This is a genomic window from Parazoarcus communis, from assembly GCF_003111645.1.
GTDB lineage: Bacteria > Pseudomonadota > Gammaproteobacteria > Burkholderiales > Rhodocyclaceae > Parazoarcus > Parazoarcus communis_A.
Genome location: NZ_CP022187.1, coordinates 4,419,583 through 4,431,643, shown reverse-complemented (window position 1 = coordinate 4,431,643; position 12,061 = coordinate 4,419,583). Strand labels below are relative to the sequence as shown.

The 12,061-nt window shown below is 62.1% G+C and carries 13 protein-coding genes; 11 read left to right on the top strand and 2 right to left on the bottom strand.

Translation table 11 applies throughout. The annotated features are described in order from the left end of the window. Position 1 precedes the first annotated feature (1 nt). The 7 genes from lptE (at position 2) to CEW83_RS20280 (ending at position 5,544) form a co-directional block, all read left to right on the top strand. Positions 2 to 517, top strand: a complete 516-nt coding sequence (lptE, locus tag CEW83_RS20310) for an LPS assembly lipoprotein LptE (protein ID WP_108950984.1) — start codon at positions 2 to 4, stop codon at positions 515 to 517. After that, the gene (holA, locus tag CEW83_RS20305; protein WP_108950983.1) at positions 514 to 1,521 is read left to right on the top strand and encodes a DNA polymerase III subunit delta; all 1,008 of its coding nucleotides are present in this window, start codon (positions 514 to 516) and stop codon (positions 1,519 to 1,521) included. Before lptE ends, holA begins: the two co-directional genes overlap by 4 nt. An 87-nt stretch (positions 1,522 to 1,608) precedes the next feature. Beyond that, entirely contained in the window at positions 1,609 to 2,886 is a 1,278-nt protein-coding gene (locus CEW83_RS20300) for a glutamate-5-semialdehyde dehydrogenase (protein ID WP_108950982.1), read from the top strand. A 143-nt stretch (positions 2,887 to 3,029) separates the two neighbouring features. Beyond that, a complete protein-coding gene (locus tag CEW83_RS20295; RefSeq protein ID WP_108950981.1) occupies positions 3,030 to 3,515 on the top strand; it encodes a methylated-DNA--[protein]-cysteine S-methyltransferase in 486 nt (161 codons plus the stop codon). Further along, positions 3,512 to 4,432, top strand: a complete 921-nt coding sequence (xerD, locus tag CEW83_RS20290; RefSeq protein WP_108950980.1) for a site-specific tyrosine recombinase XerD — start codon at positions 3,512 to 3,514, stop codon at positions 4,430 to 4,432. Before CEW83_RS20295 ends, xerD begins: the two co-directional genes overlap by 4 nt. 82 nt (positions 4,433 to 4,514) lie before the next feature. After that, positions 4,515 to 5,003, top strand: coding sequence for a Cys-tRNA(Pro) deacylase (gene ybaK, locus CEW83_RS20285; protein ID WP_108950979.1), 489 nt, complete (start codon positions 4,515 to 4,517; stop codon positions 5,001 to 5,003). Between the two features lie 181 nt (positions 5,004 to 5,184). Continuing rightward, positions 5,185 to 5,544, top strand: coding sequence for an H-NS family nucleoid-associated regulatory protein (locus CEW83_RS20280; protein ID WP_108950978.1), 360 nt, complete (start codon positions 5,185 to 5,187; stop codon positions 5,542 to 5,544). Positions 5,545 to 5,598: 54 nt separating this feature from the next. Here CEW83_RS20280 and CEW83_RS20275 read toward each other — a convergent pair whose 3' ends face one another. Continuing rightward, entirely contained in the window at positions 5,599 to 5,976 is a 378-nt protein-coding gene (locus CEW83_RS20275) for a dihydroneopterin aldolase (RefSeq protein ID WP_108950977.1), read from the bottom strand. Between the two features lie 111 nt (positions 5,977 to 6,087). Here CEW83_RS20275 and plsY point away from each other — a divergent pair, with 111 nt between their 5' ends. Continuing rightward, entirely contained in the window at positions 6,088 to 6,684 is a 597-nt protein-coding gene (gene plsY, locus CEW83_RS20270) for a glycerol-3-phosphate 1-O-acyltransferase PlsY (RefSeq protein ID WP_199915171.1), read from the top strand. 27 nt (positions 6,685 to 6,711) lie between these two features. On the opposite strand, the gene tsaD is transcribed toward plsY, so the two are convergent. After that, complete coding sequence (gene tsaD, locus CEW83_RS20265) at positions 6,712 to 7,740, bottom strand: tRNA (adenosine(37)-N6)-threonylcarbamoyltransferase complex transferase subunit TsaD (protein ID WP_108950975.1); 1,029 nt, start codon at positions 7,738 to 7,740, stop codon at positions 6,712 to 6,714. A gap of 147 nt (positions 7,741 to 7,887) precedes the next feature. Here tsaD and rpsU point away from each other — a divergent pair, with 147 nt between their 5' ends. From rpsU to rpoD, 3 genes are all read left to right on the top strand, one after another. Continuing rightward, a complete protein-coding gene (rpsU, locus tag CEW83_RS20260; protein WP_002924646.1) occupies positions 7,888 to 8,100 on the top strand; it encodes a 30S ribosomal protein S21 in 213 nt (70 codons plus the stop codon). A gap of 84 nt (positions 8,101 to 8,184) precedes the next feature. After that, a complete protein-coding gene (dnaG, locus tag CEW83_RS20255) occupies positions 8,185 to 9,996 on the top strand; it encodes a DNA primase (RefSeq protein ID WP_108950974.1) in 1,812 nt (603 codons plus the stop codon). Between the two features lie 48 nt (positions 9,997 to 10,044). Further along, positions 10,045 to 12,054 (top strand): RNA polymerase sigma factor RpoD, encoded by a 2,010-nt coding sequence (gene rpoD / locus CEW83_RS20250; protein WP_108950973.1) that lies wholly within the window; start codon positions 10,045 to 10,047, stop codon positions 12,052 to 12,054. Positions 12,055 to 12,061 lie beyond the last annotated feature (7 nt).

The following is a 12,061-nucleotide window of genomic DNA, read 5'->3' as shown; positions in this document are numbered from 1 at the left end:
CATGCACTCCAACTCTGCCCGCCGCCGCCTGCTCAAAGCAGGCGCGGCACTCGCAGCCTCAGCCATGCTTGCCGGCTGTGGCTTCCACCTGCGCGGGCCTCAGCCCCTTGCCTTCTCCACCCTGCATGTCAGTGCCAGCCAGTTCTCCGACCTTGGCTCCGCGATCCGCCGCAAGGTGGAACTCAGCGGTACAACGACGATTACCGAGGATGCGAGCAAGGCCGAAGCCAGGCTTCAGATTCTTGCAAACGAGCGTGGCCGGGAAATTCTCAGCCTGACGAGTTCCGGGACGGTACGCGAGTACCAGCTTACGCAGCGTATCCGTTTCCGCCTCATCGACAGCAAGAACACCGAGCTGATTCCGCCCACGAACATCTCGGGACAGCGCGAGTACACCTTCGACGATGAAGAGGTGCTCGGCAAGGAGCAGGAAGAAACGCTGCTCTATCGCGACATGCAGGCCGATCTCGTGCAGCAGATCATGCGCCGCCTGGCGGCCTATCGCCGGCCCCAGTGAACCTCAGGCCAGACCAGCTCGCAAGCCAGCTCGACAAGCCGCTTGCGCCGCTCTGGGTGCTTTTCGGCAACGAGCCCCTGCTCGTGCTTGAGGCCGGCGATGCAATCCGGGCAAGCGCCAGGCGGCAGGGCTTCTCCGAACGTGAAACGCTGGTCGTCGGCCAGGGTTTCCGCTGGGAAAGCCTGACCATGGCGGCCGGCAACATGTCGCTGTTCGGCGGCGAAAAGCTGGTCGACCTGCGCATTCCCACAGGCAAGCCGGGCCGCGAAGGCGGAGACGCACTGCAACGCTACCTCGCCCACTTGCCTGCGGGCGTGCTCACCCTGATCACGCTCCCCGAACTCGACTGGCAGACGCGCAAGACGGCCTGGTTCAAGGCGCTCGGCGAGCACGGCATCATCATCGAGCTCAATGCGCCCGAGCGCGAACGCCTCCCTGCCTGGATCGCGCATCGCCTTGCCGCCCAGCAGCAGTCTGCCGACCCCGAAGCACTGAGCTTCATCGCGGACCACGTCGAAGGCAACCTGCTTGCGGCCCACCAGGAGATCCGCAAGCTTGGCCTGCTGCATCCGGAAGGCAAGCTCAGCCTCGAACAGATTCAGGACGCCGTCCTCAACGTTGCACGTTACGACATCGACAAGCTGCGGCAGGCGGTACTCGAAGGCGCCCCCGCACGCTGTGCGCGACTTCTGGAAGGGCTGAAGGGAGAAGGCGCCGCACCGCCGCTGATCCTGTGGGCACTCGCCAACGAAACCCGCAGTCTCGCCAGTCTGCGCGCCGGGCGCGATGCAGGACAGCCGCTCGCCGCGCTGTTCAAGAGCGAGCGCATCTTCGACAACAAGCGTCAGCAGGCACTCGGTCGGGCGCTGGAGCGCCTGAGCCAGTCGGGGCTGCGCGCCGCGCTGATGCACGCCGCGCGCATCGATCGCATGATCAAGGGGCTGGTTGCTGGCGATGTCTGGGACGAGTTTCTGCAACTGGCGCTCCGGCTCGCCCGCCGATAAGTTCAATGAGCGGATTGCACAAGCGAACCACACGAAGCGCTTTCAATGCTTTAATTCCTGTTTGGCTCTAGCGCTGCGAAGATACAGATGGACATCCAGAACTACATGCAAACTCTTGGACGGCAGGCCCGTGCGGCATCCCGTCTGCTGGCTGCGGCTTCGTCCGAGGCCAAGAACACTGCCCTGCTGGCCATGGCAGCCGACATTCGCGCACGCGCCGCCACCCTGCTTGCGGCCAACGCGCAGGACCTTGAAGCTGCGCGTCGTTCCGGTCTTGAGCCGTCCATGATCGACCGCCTGACGCTCACTGAGAAGGGGGTCGAAGCCATCGCCATCGGCCTCGAACAGGTCGCTGCCCTGCCCGACCCGGTCGGCGAGATCACCGACGTCAAGCGCCGCCCCTCTGGCATCCAGGTTGGCAAGATGCGGGTACCGCTCGGTGTCATCGGCATCATCTACGAAGCCCGTCCAAACGTGACGGCGGACGCTGCCGCGCTGTGCCTCAAGTCTGGCAATGCTGCCATCCTGCGCGGCGGCAGCGAGGCCCTGCACTGCAACCAGGCGATTGCCGAATGCGTGCGCAACGGACTCGCCGCAGCCGGCCTGCCCGAACATGCGGTACAGGTTGTCGACACCACCGACCGCGCTGCCGTCGGCGCCCTCATCACCATGCCCGAGTTCGTGGACGTGATCGTGCCGCGTGGTGGCAAGGGCCTGATCGAACGCATCTCGCGCGAATCCAGGGTTCCCGTGATCAAGCACCTCGATGGCAACTGCCATGTGTACGTTGATGACGAAGCCGATCCGGCGCGTATCGTACCGATCGTCGAGAACTCAAAGACCCAGCGCTACGGCACCTGCAACACCGCCGAGTCGCTGCTCGTTTCGCGCACCGTGGCCGACCTGTGCCTGCCCGCCATCGGCACCATGCTCGCCGGCAAAGGCGTCGAGATGCGCGCCTGCCCGGAATCGCTCGCGCTGCTGACAGAGGCCGGCATTGCCGCCGACAAGCTCGTGGCCGCGACAGAGCAGGACTGGAGCGAGGAGTACCTCGGACCAATCATCGCGGTGAAGATCGTTGCCGGCCTGGATGAAGCCATCGAGCACATCAACACCTACAGTTCGGGGCACACCGAGTCGATCCTGACCGAGAACTACACGAACGCCATGCGCTTTCTGCGCGAGGTTGATTCGGCCTCCGTCATGGTGAATGCGTCTACGCGTTTCGCAGATGGTTTCGAATACGGACTCGGCGCGGAGATCGGAATTTCGACCGACAAGATTCACGCCCGCGGCCCCGTCGGACTTGAAGGCCTGACCAGCCAGAAGTGGATCGTTTTCGGCAACGGAGAAATCCGCCGCTGATTGCGCTCGAAGCACTATCGCACCGTTTATCGAACGGATAGCATTGGAACGCCCGTCATTGCACGGGCGTTCCGCTTTCAGCCCCGTGATCGACGGCGCATCCGCACTCGCTGCGGGGACGGCGCCAGCACCCAGGTAACACGATGCCCACACGGCAAGCCCGACAGCAAGCATTCGCCGCCGTGCTGAACCTGCCCTTCGGCAAGTTCGGCATCCGTATCGCCGGCGATAGCGTCACCGAGATGGTATTTCTGCCGCCAGACACGCCGGAGCAAGCACCGTGTTCACCGCTTGCTGCAGCCATCGCCGACCGCATCCGCGACTGGATCGCAGCGCCACAACAGGCGCTGGTGCTCCCCCTCGCTGCGTGCGGCACGAGCTTTCAGTGCCAGGTGCGAGCGGCACTGCAGGCCATCCCGCCGGGCGAGGTGCGCACCTACGGCGACATTGCCCGCATGCTCGGCAGCGCCCCACGCGCCGTCGGGCAGGCCTGTGGCGCCAACCCGTTTCCGCTTGCTGTCCCCTGCCACCGCGTTGTCGCAGCGAACAGCATCGGCGGCTTTGCCAATGCCCGCGACGGCTATCTGATTGCGGCCAAGCGCTGGTTGCTGAACAACGAGATGCAATGAGCCGGACACCTGCGCCCCCCCTGCCCGACACCTTGCGTGATGAGCTTGACGCCTTCGTCGACACCCTGTGGCTGGAACACGGACTGGCGCGCAACACCCTGTCCGGCTACCGCAGCGACCTCGCCTTGTTCGGCAAGTGGCTCGCTGCGCGCGGCATTCCCCTTCAATCGGCACCGGCAGCCGAACTGAGCGCCTATCTGGCCGAGTTCAGTCTGCGCGCCAAGTCCACCAGCCAGCGTCGGCTGCTATCGGCCTGGCGGCGCTATTATCGCCATCTGCTGACGCAGGGCCGCATCAGCGAAGACCCTACCCTGCAACTGGATTCACCCTTACCCTCCGACCGTTTTCCAAAAACGCTTTCGGAAGCGCAGGTCGAAGCCCTGCTTGCCGCCCCCGACACCGACACCGAACTCGGCATCCGGGATCGCTGCATGCTGGAAGTTTTGTATGCATGCGGCCTGCGCGTTTCCGAATTGACCGAGCTCAAGCTGTTCGCAATCAGCTTGAACGAGGGGGTGATCCGCATCATGGGTAAAGGCAGCAAGGAACGACTCGTTCCGCTCGGTGAAATTGCTTCCGAATGGATTGCCCGCTACGTTGGCGGCGCCCGCAACACCTTGCTCGCCGGACGCAATTGCGATGCCATTTTTGTCACCCGGCGCGGCAGCGGCATGACAAGACAGATGTTCTGGCGGATCATCAAGCAATACGCCGTGCAGGTCGGCATTCCGGCACAGCGTATATCACCGCACACGGTTCGACATGCATTTGCCACCCACCTGCTCAATCACGGCGCCGATCTGCGGGTAGTGCAAATGCTGCTCGGGCACGCGGACATTTCGACCACACAGGTTTATACGCATGTCGCCCGCGAACGCTTGAAACAACTTCACCAACTTCATCACCCGCGTGCCTGAACTACGAGACTGGCGGATCTTTTGCCAACTCGCAGCCATTAATGACCGTCACGCGATATTGCCGTCATCAGGAAATCCGATCATGAGCAAAATTGAAAAGCACGCACCGGAAACACCCGCAACCCGCTTCTTGCGACAGCACGGGATCGCCCACTCCGATCACCTCTACGAATATGAAGAGCACGGCGGGACGGAGGTTTCCTCACGTGAATTGAATGTGTCCGAACACGCCGTAATCAAAACCCTGATCATGGAAGACGAAAACGGTCAACCGCTTGTCATGCTCATGCACGGGGACCACAAGGTTTCAACCAAGGAACTGGCGCGACAGACCGGCCACAAGCGCATCGAACCTTGCAAGCCGGAGGTCGCCAACCGGCACTCGGGTTTTCTGATCGGCGGAACGTCGCCATTTGGCACCCGCAAGAAAATGCCCGTTTACATGGAAAAATCGATTCTCGACCTGCCGCTGATCTATATCAATGGCGGCAAGCGCGGCTATCTGGTCGGCATCCACCCGCACGATCTGATTCGCGTATTGCAGGCCCAGCTTGTTCAGGTTGCAAACTGAGCGCTTTGCACCGGTCCTGGCGCGGACGAATTGACAACTGCAAAACGCAAGTTATCCGGATTTCAGAAAAAACGTTTTATTTTCAGTGTGGTTTGCTGTCAGAATACGCCCGTGCAATTGCATCAAACAGCAGGATCAACATCCCCACATTCAAGGTGTGGACATAAGCCGGAGAGAAATCATGGAACTTGGCAATCTGTCGCTGACCGAATTGCGCCGCCTGCAATCGAAAGTTGAAACCGAAATTCGGCGCCGCAGCGACACTGCGCGACGCGACCTGATCAAGCGCATGCAGAAGATGGCAGCCGAGCAAGGTCTGTCGCTCGATGACGTGCTCGGCACCTCGAGCCCGGAGAAGGGTGCGGCAAAGCCGGCTAAGGCAGCCAAAGCACCGAAGGCGAAAAAGCCCGCCAAGGTCAGCGTCATCAAGTATCGCAACCCGGCCAACCCGGATCAGGGCTGGAGCGGTCGCGGCCGCAAGCCGCAGTGGGCGCTCGACTGGCTCGCGCAAGGCAAGTCGATCGAAGAACTCGCGGTCTGAGAATTCACGCAAATTCAAACCCGGCTGCGCCGGGTTTTTTTACGTCCCTCTATTTCAGCTCATTCCCGGCGGCAGGGTAACGCCTTCCCTTCCGCGCTGAATGAACACGCCGACCCGACGCACACCTTTCATCACACCGATTTTCGCGATGCGAATTTTTACCCACGGCGCACCGAACTCCTCGAACAGCAGGTTCACGACGAATTCGCCAAGTGTCTCGATCAGATTGAAGTGGCGCTCGGCCAATTCCCCGCGGATACGTTCGATCACTTCCGCATAATTGATCGTATCCGCAATGTCGTCCTGCTCCGCAGCGGCATCGGGCACCCCGAAGGTCAGATGCAACTCGACTGTCTGCGGCGCGATCTTCTCTCGCGGATAGATGCCCACCCAGGCCTGCACCCGCAACTCTTCGATGAAGATGAAATCCATGTCGTTTCCCGATTAGAATCGCCGCAATTCTAGCCGGATGCTCAGGCTGCTTGCGCACGATGTGTGGCGCGAATCACAAGACCACCTGAACTCAGGGGTCACGGAGAAATGATGTCTGTCCTGCTTTTGCTTGTTGCTGCCTACCTGCTCGGCTCCATTCCTTTTGCGCTGGTTTCCAGCCGTCTGTTCGGCCTGCAGGATCCGCGCAGCTACGGTTCGGGCAACCCCGGCGCGACCAACGTACTGCGCAGCGGCAACAAGGCCGCGGCAGCCGTCACCCTGATTGGCGACTGCGTCAAGGGCTGGGTTGCGGTGTCGATTGCACTCAAGCTGGGCTTCACCGCCCCTGAAGCGGCGCTTGCCGGCTTTGCCGCCTTCCTTGGCCACGTATTCACGGTTTTCCTGCGCTTCAACGGTGGCAAGGGGGTCGCCACCGCACTTGGCGTGCTGGCCGGGATCGACTGGCGGATTGCGCTTGCCTGCCTTGCAGCCTGGCTGCTGATCGCCGCCGCGAGTCGATACTCGTCGGCTGGATCGCTTGGGGCAGCCATCGTCTCGCCGATTGCCGGCTACCTGCTGCTGGGCGCAAATCCGGTCATCGCCGTGCTGCTTGCCATGAGCGCGGTACTGATCTGGCGTCACACCGCCAATATCCAGCGCCTGCTGGCCGGCACCGAAGGCCAGCTGGGCAGCAGCAAGAAAGGCTGAGTTACCCCCACTTGCCAACCTCAAGAACTACCCTCCGGCTGGCGTCAGCAGTTCTGCGAGCGGCCATCGCGGCCTGATCCGCACGCCAGGCGCCTGCTCCGGACGAGCACCGCCAGCGAGACGCAACGCGCCCGCAAAGGCAATCATCGCGCCGTTGTCGGTGCACAGCGCAGGTTCGGGGTAGTACACCCGGGCCCCGCGGCGGCGCGTCGCGCTATCGAGCCCCGCACGCAACTGCACGTTGGCACCCACGCCACCTGCCACGACCAGCGACTTCAGCCCCGTCTGCTTCAATGCCGCCAGCGACTTCGCGGTCAGCACTTCCACTACCGCCTGCTGAAAATCCGCGGCCAGATCCGCCGCCCACTCGGCTTGCCATCCGGGCCCCGAGACCACATTGAGGACGGCAGTCTTCAGGCCGCTGAAGCTGAAGTCCAGGTCTCCCGAATGCAACATCGGCCGCGGCAGCTTGAAGCGCCCGGTGGTCCCCTGCAGCGCCAGCGCCGCCAGTTGGGGGCCGCCCGGATATCCGAGCCCGATCAACTTCGCCGTCTTGTCGAAGGCCTCGCCTGCGGCATCGTCGAGCGATTCGCCAAGCAGCGTGTAGGCACCGACGCCGGTCACCGCCATCAACTGCGTGTGCCCGCCCGACACCAGCAAGGCGACAAAGGGAAAATCCGGTGGGTCCGCAGCAAGCAGTGGCGACAGCAGGTGTCCCTCAAGGTGATGCACGGGGAGCGCCGGAATGCCGGCCGCCATCGCCATCGACTCGGCCACGCTCGCACCCACCAGCAAGGCGCCTGCAAGGCCGGGCCCTGCCGTGTACGCGATGGCGTCCATCGCTCCGATATCGAGGCCGGCCTCGGCCAGGGCCTGCCGCACCAGGATGGGCAGACGCCGGATGTGATCGCGCGAGGCGAGCTCGGGCACGACCCCGCCGTACACCGCGTGCAGATCAATCTGCGAATGCAGGCTCTGCCCAAGCAAACCCGCCTCGGTGTCATACACAGCAACGCCTGTTTCGTCGCACGATGTCTCGATACCCAGTACCTTCATTCCCTGCATTCCCGGTCGTCAATGCGCCATTTTACCTTCCGGCGAGGGCTTTTTCGGCAATGAAACATACCAAGATGCTTGCCAGAGCCTGACTAACCCGCTATATTTGCGATCTTTCTGCCCTCCAGACACTCAAGGAAGTAAGCAATGCCGGGTATCCGCGTCAAGGAAAACGAGCCGTTTGAAGTCGCTATTCGTCGCTTCAAGCGCACGATCGAGAAGACCGGTGTGCTGACTGAGCTGCGCTCGCGTGAGTTTTACGAAAAGCCCACCGCCGAGCGCAAGCGCAAGCTGGCCGCCGCGGTGAAGCGCAATCACAAGCGCCTTCGCAGCCAGACGCTGCCGCCGAAGCTCTACTGATCCCGCACCGGTTTTTTACCGGTTGCCTGCACGCCGGGCGAAGATCTTCATGATCTTCGCCCGGCGTGATATTTTTTCTGTTCGATGATTCCTCAGTCTTTCGTTCAGGATCTGCTTGCCCGCGTCGACATTGTCGACGTCATCGAGCGCTACCTGCCTCTCAAAAAGAGTGGCGCGAATTATTTCGCCTGCTGTCCGTTTCACGGCGAAAAATCAGCCTCCTTCTCCGTCAGTCCAAGCAAGCAGTTCTATCACTGCTTCGGTTGCGGCGTGCACGGGAGCGCAATTGGCTTCCTGATGGAGTACAGCGGCCTCGGCTTCGTTGACGCCGTCAAGGAACTTGCAAACCAGGCCGGGGTGCAGGTGCCGGACGACGGCAAGCCGGGCCAGAACGCACTTGACGACGGCAATGCCAAGCTCGTCGATGCCATGGCAGAAGCTGCGCGCTTCTACCGGGATCAGCTCAAGCACGCCCCCGAAGCAATCGACTACCTCAAGCGCCGCGGCCTCTCCGGCGAGGTTGCCGCCCGCTTCGGCATCGGCTTCTCTCCCGATGAGTGGCAGGCACTCCAGCGCGTGTTTCCCGACTATCAGAGCAAGCACCTGGCTGAAGCCGGACTGGTCATCGACAACGACCAGGGCCGGCGCTACGACCGCTTCCGCCACCGGATCATGTTTCCGATCCACGACCGGCGGGGCCGCATCATCGCCTTTGGCGGCCGCGTGCTCGACAGCGGCGAACCCAAGTACCTCAACTCGCCGGAAACGCCGCTGTTCGAGAAAGGACGCGAACTCTACGGCCTGTACCTGGCGCAGAAGGCCATCCGGGACGCCAGCTTCGCCCTTGTCGTCGAAGGCTACATGGACGTTGTTGCGCTTGCCCAGTTCGGCGTAGACAACGCGGTCGCCACCCTTGGCACCGCAACCACGCCCCACCACATCACCACCCTGCTGCGTCACACCGACCGCATCGTATTCTGCTTCGACGGCGACGCCGCAGGCCGCCGGGCCGCATGGCGCGCGCTCGAGAACGCACTCGAAGTGCTGCGCGACGACACCACGCTCGCTTTCCTGTTTCTGCCTGCCGAACACGACCCCGACTCCTTCGTGCGCAAGGAGGGCGCAGATGCCTTCCGCAAGGCCGCCGCGGGCGCATCGCCACTGGCCAGCGTACTGCTGCAGGAACTCAAGGAGCGCTGCGAACTGGACACCGCAGAGGGACGCGCGCGCCTGATCCATGAATCGCGCCCGCTCGTTACCCGCATTGGCGCACCGATGCTGCGCCTTCAGGTCATCAAGTCGATTGCCGAAGCCGCCGAGATGACGCAGACCGAGGTTGAGCTTGCGTTCGGATTCAAGCCGGCTGCACCACCGCGACAGAGCTTCCAGAAGCAGGACTTCAAGCGCGGACCGCGCCGGACCGAGCCGCTTCGCCCACAAGGCCGACGCAAGCCGCCGTCGACCATCGGCACCCTGCTGCGCCTCATCCTGCAACACCCCGAGCGCGCGGCACGACTGCCGATCGACCTCATCCCGGACGACTCCGCCGAGGGACGCGCAATGATCGCCATCATTGACCTTGTCAGCCTCGGCGAACCCATCCCGGCCGGCGGACTTGGCGCTCTGATCGAACGGTTTCGCGACACACCGCACGGCGACACGCTGGCCAGACTGGGAACGGAACAGGACGAATCGGAGTTCGAAGAGTCCGTTGTCGAAACCCTGTTCGAGGACACCTTGCGCAAGCTGCAAGGCGACGCAATTGCCCGCGAGATCACCGAACTGCTGGAACTGTCGAAGCAGGGAGCGCTCTCAGCGGGTGATCGACACCGCCTGTCTGAACTTCTGCTGGAAAAACGGAACCTTGCCAGCGCAGGCAAAGTCTCAGATCTATAGTATAATTTTCGGTTTACCCATTTATTTCGCCCTGATTCGAGGAGTGCCATGGCACGCGAGAAAGCCAAGGATACGCGCAAGGACAGCCCGAAAGGTCGCACTGCCAAGGCCAAGGCCAAGGACAAGCTCGCGCTGATCATCGAAAGCCCGGAAATTGCGCCGCTTGATGCCGAGGTCCGTCGCACGCGACTGAAGACACTGATTACCCTCGGCAAAGAGCGTGGCTATCTCACCTACGCCGAGATCAGCGACCACCTTCCTGACGATGTAGCCGATGCCGAGCAGATCGAAGGCATCATTGCAACGTTCAACAACATGGGCATTCAGGTCTACGACGCAGCCCCCGCTGCCGAAGACCTGCTCATGTCGGACAACGTCGCCTCCACGGTGGACGAGGACGTCGCCGAGGAAGAAGCCGAGCAGGCACTGTCGACCGTCGACTCCGAATTCGGCCGCACGACCGACCCTGTGCGCATGTACATGCGTGAAATGGGCACCGTCGAGCTGCTGACGCGTGAGGGCGAAATCGAGATCGCCAAGCGTATCGAGGACGGCCTCAAGCACATGGTTCTGGCCATTGCTGCGTGCCCGACCACCATCGCCGAAATGATCGACATTGCCGACAAGGTGATCCGCGAGGAGATGCGTATCGATGAAATCGTCGATGCCGTGATCGACCCGAACGCGCCGACCGCCGAAGAAACCGCCGCAGCGGCAGCCGAGGCAGCTGAAGAAAGCGCCGACAGCGACAGCGACGATTCGGACGACAACGACAACGACGACGACAGCGACGACGACAGCGACGGCGACAGCGAAGGCGCAGCCAATGCAGCGTCGCTGCTGCAGCTGAAGACCGATGCGCTGGCCCGCTTCGAAGCCATCCGCGGCCACTACGAGCAGATGATGAAGGTGCTCGCGGACAAAGGCTCGCAGGACAAGGCTTACCTTGAGTACCAGCAGCTGATCTCTGAGGAACTGATCAACATCCGCTTTACCGCGAAGTCGATCGAGCGTCTGTGTGACTCCGTTCGCCGCATGGTTGAGCAGGTGCGTGGCCACGAGCGTCACATTCTGCAGCTGTGCGTCAATCGCGCAGGCATGCCGCGTCAGCACTTCATCAAGATCTTCCCTGGTCACGAAACCGACTCCGACTGGATCGACAGCGAGCTCGCCTCGAACAAGAACTATGTCGACGCCCTGTCGCGCGTACATCCGGCGATCACCGAAGAACAGGCGAAGCTGCTCGACCTGCAGGACAAGATCGGCATCCCGCTGAAGGAGCTGAAGGACATCAACCGTCAGATGTCCACCGGCGAAGCGAAGATGCGCCGCGCCAAGCGCGAGATGACCGAAGCCAACCTGCGCCTCGTGATCTCGATCGCCAAGAAGTACACCAACCGCGGCCTGCAGTTCCTCGACCTCATTCAGGAAGGCAACATCGGCCTGATGAAGGCGGTCGACAAGTTCGAATACCGTCGCGGTTACAAGTTCTCGACCTACGCCACCTGGTGGATTCGTCAGGCCATCACGCGTTCGATCGCCGACCAGGCACGCACCATCCGTATCCCGGTGCACATGATCGAAACGATCAACAAGATGAACCGCATCAGCCGTCAGATCCTTCAGGAAACCGGTGCCGAGCCTGATCCGGCAACGCTGGCCGAAAAGATGGAGATGCCGGAAGACAAGATCCGCAAGATCATGAAGATCTCCAAGGAGCCGATCTCCATGGAGACGCCGATCGGCGACGACGACGACTCGCACCTTGGCGACTTCATCGAGGACACCGCAACCCTGGCGCCTGCCGAAGCTGCGATGTACTCGGGTCTGCGTGATGCCACCGGTGAAGTGCTCGACTCCCTGACCCAGCGCGAAGCCAAAGTGCTGCGCATGCGTTTCGGCATCGAGATGAACACCGACCACACGCTGGAAGAAGTCGGCAAGCAGTTCGACGTCACCCGCGAGCGTATCCGTCAGATAGAAGCGAAGGCCCTTCGCAAGCTGCGTCACCCGAGCCGTTCGGAGAAGCTGCGCAGCTTCCTCGACAGCGACGCGTAACACGCTA

Excerpts from the sequence above, each read along its gene's own strand:
- lptE (WP_108950984.1), top strand. The coding sequence starts at position 2 with ATGCACTCCAACTCTGCCCGCCGCCGCCTGCTCAAAGCAGGCGCGGCA.
- CEW83_RS20300 (WP_108950982.1), top strand. The coding sequence starts at position 1,609 with ATGGACATCCAGAACTACATGCAAACTCTTGGACGGCAGGCCCGTGCG.
- CEW83_RS20295 (WP_108950981.1), top strand. The coding sequence starts at position 3,030 with ATGCCCACACGGCAAGCCCGACAGCAAGCATTCGCCGCCGTGCTGAAC.
- xerD (WP_108950980.1), top strand. The coding sequence starts at position 3,512 with ATGAGCCGGACACCTGCGCCCCCCCTGCCCGACACCTTGCGTGATGAG.
- ybaK (WP_108950979.1), top strand. The coding sequence starts at position 4,515 with ATGAGCAAAATTGAAAAGCACGCACCGGAAACACCCGCAACCCGCTTC.
- CEW83_RS20280 (WP_108950978.1), top strand. The coding sequence starts at position 5,185 with ATGGAACTTGGCAATCTGTCGCTGACCGAATTGCGCCGCCTGCAATCG.
- CEW83_RS20275 (WP_108950977.1), bottom strand. The coding sequence starts at position 5,976 with ATGGATTTCATCTTCATCGAAGAGTTGCGGGTGCAGGCCTGGGTGGGC.
- plsY (WP_199915171.1), top strand. The coding sequence starts at position 6,088 with ATGTCTGTCCTGCTTTTGCTTGTTGCTGCCTACCTGCTCGGCTCCATT.
- tsaD (WP_108950975.1), bottom strand. The coding sequence starts at position 7,740 with ATGAAGGTACTGGGTATCGAGACATCGTGCGACGAAACAGGCGTTGCT.
- rpsU (WP_002924646.1), top strand. The coding sequence starts at position 7,888 with ATGCCGGGTATCCGCGTCAAGGAAAACGAGCCGTTTGAAGTCGCTATT.
- dnaG (WP_108950974.1), top strand. The coding sequence starts at position 8,185 with ATGATTCCTCAGTCTTTCGTTCAGGATCTGCTTGCCCGCGTCGACATT.
- rpoD (WP_108950973.1), top strand. The coding sequence starts at position 10,045 with ATGGCACGCGAGAAAGCCAAGGATACGCGCAAGGACAGCCCGAAAGGT.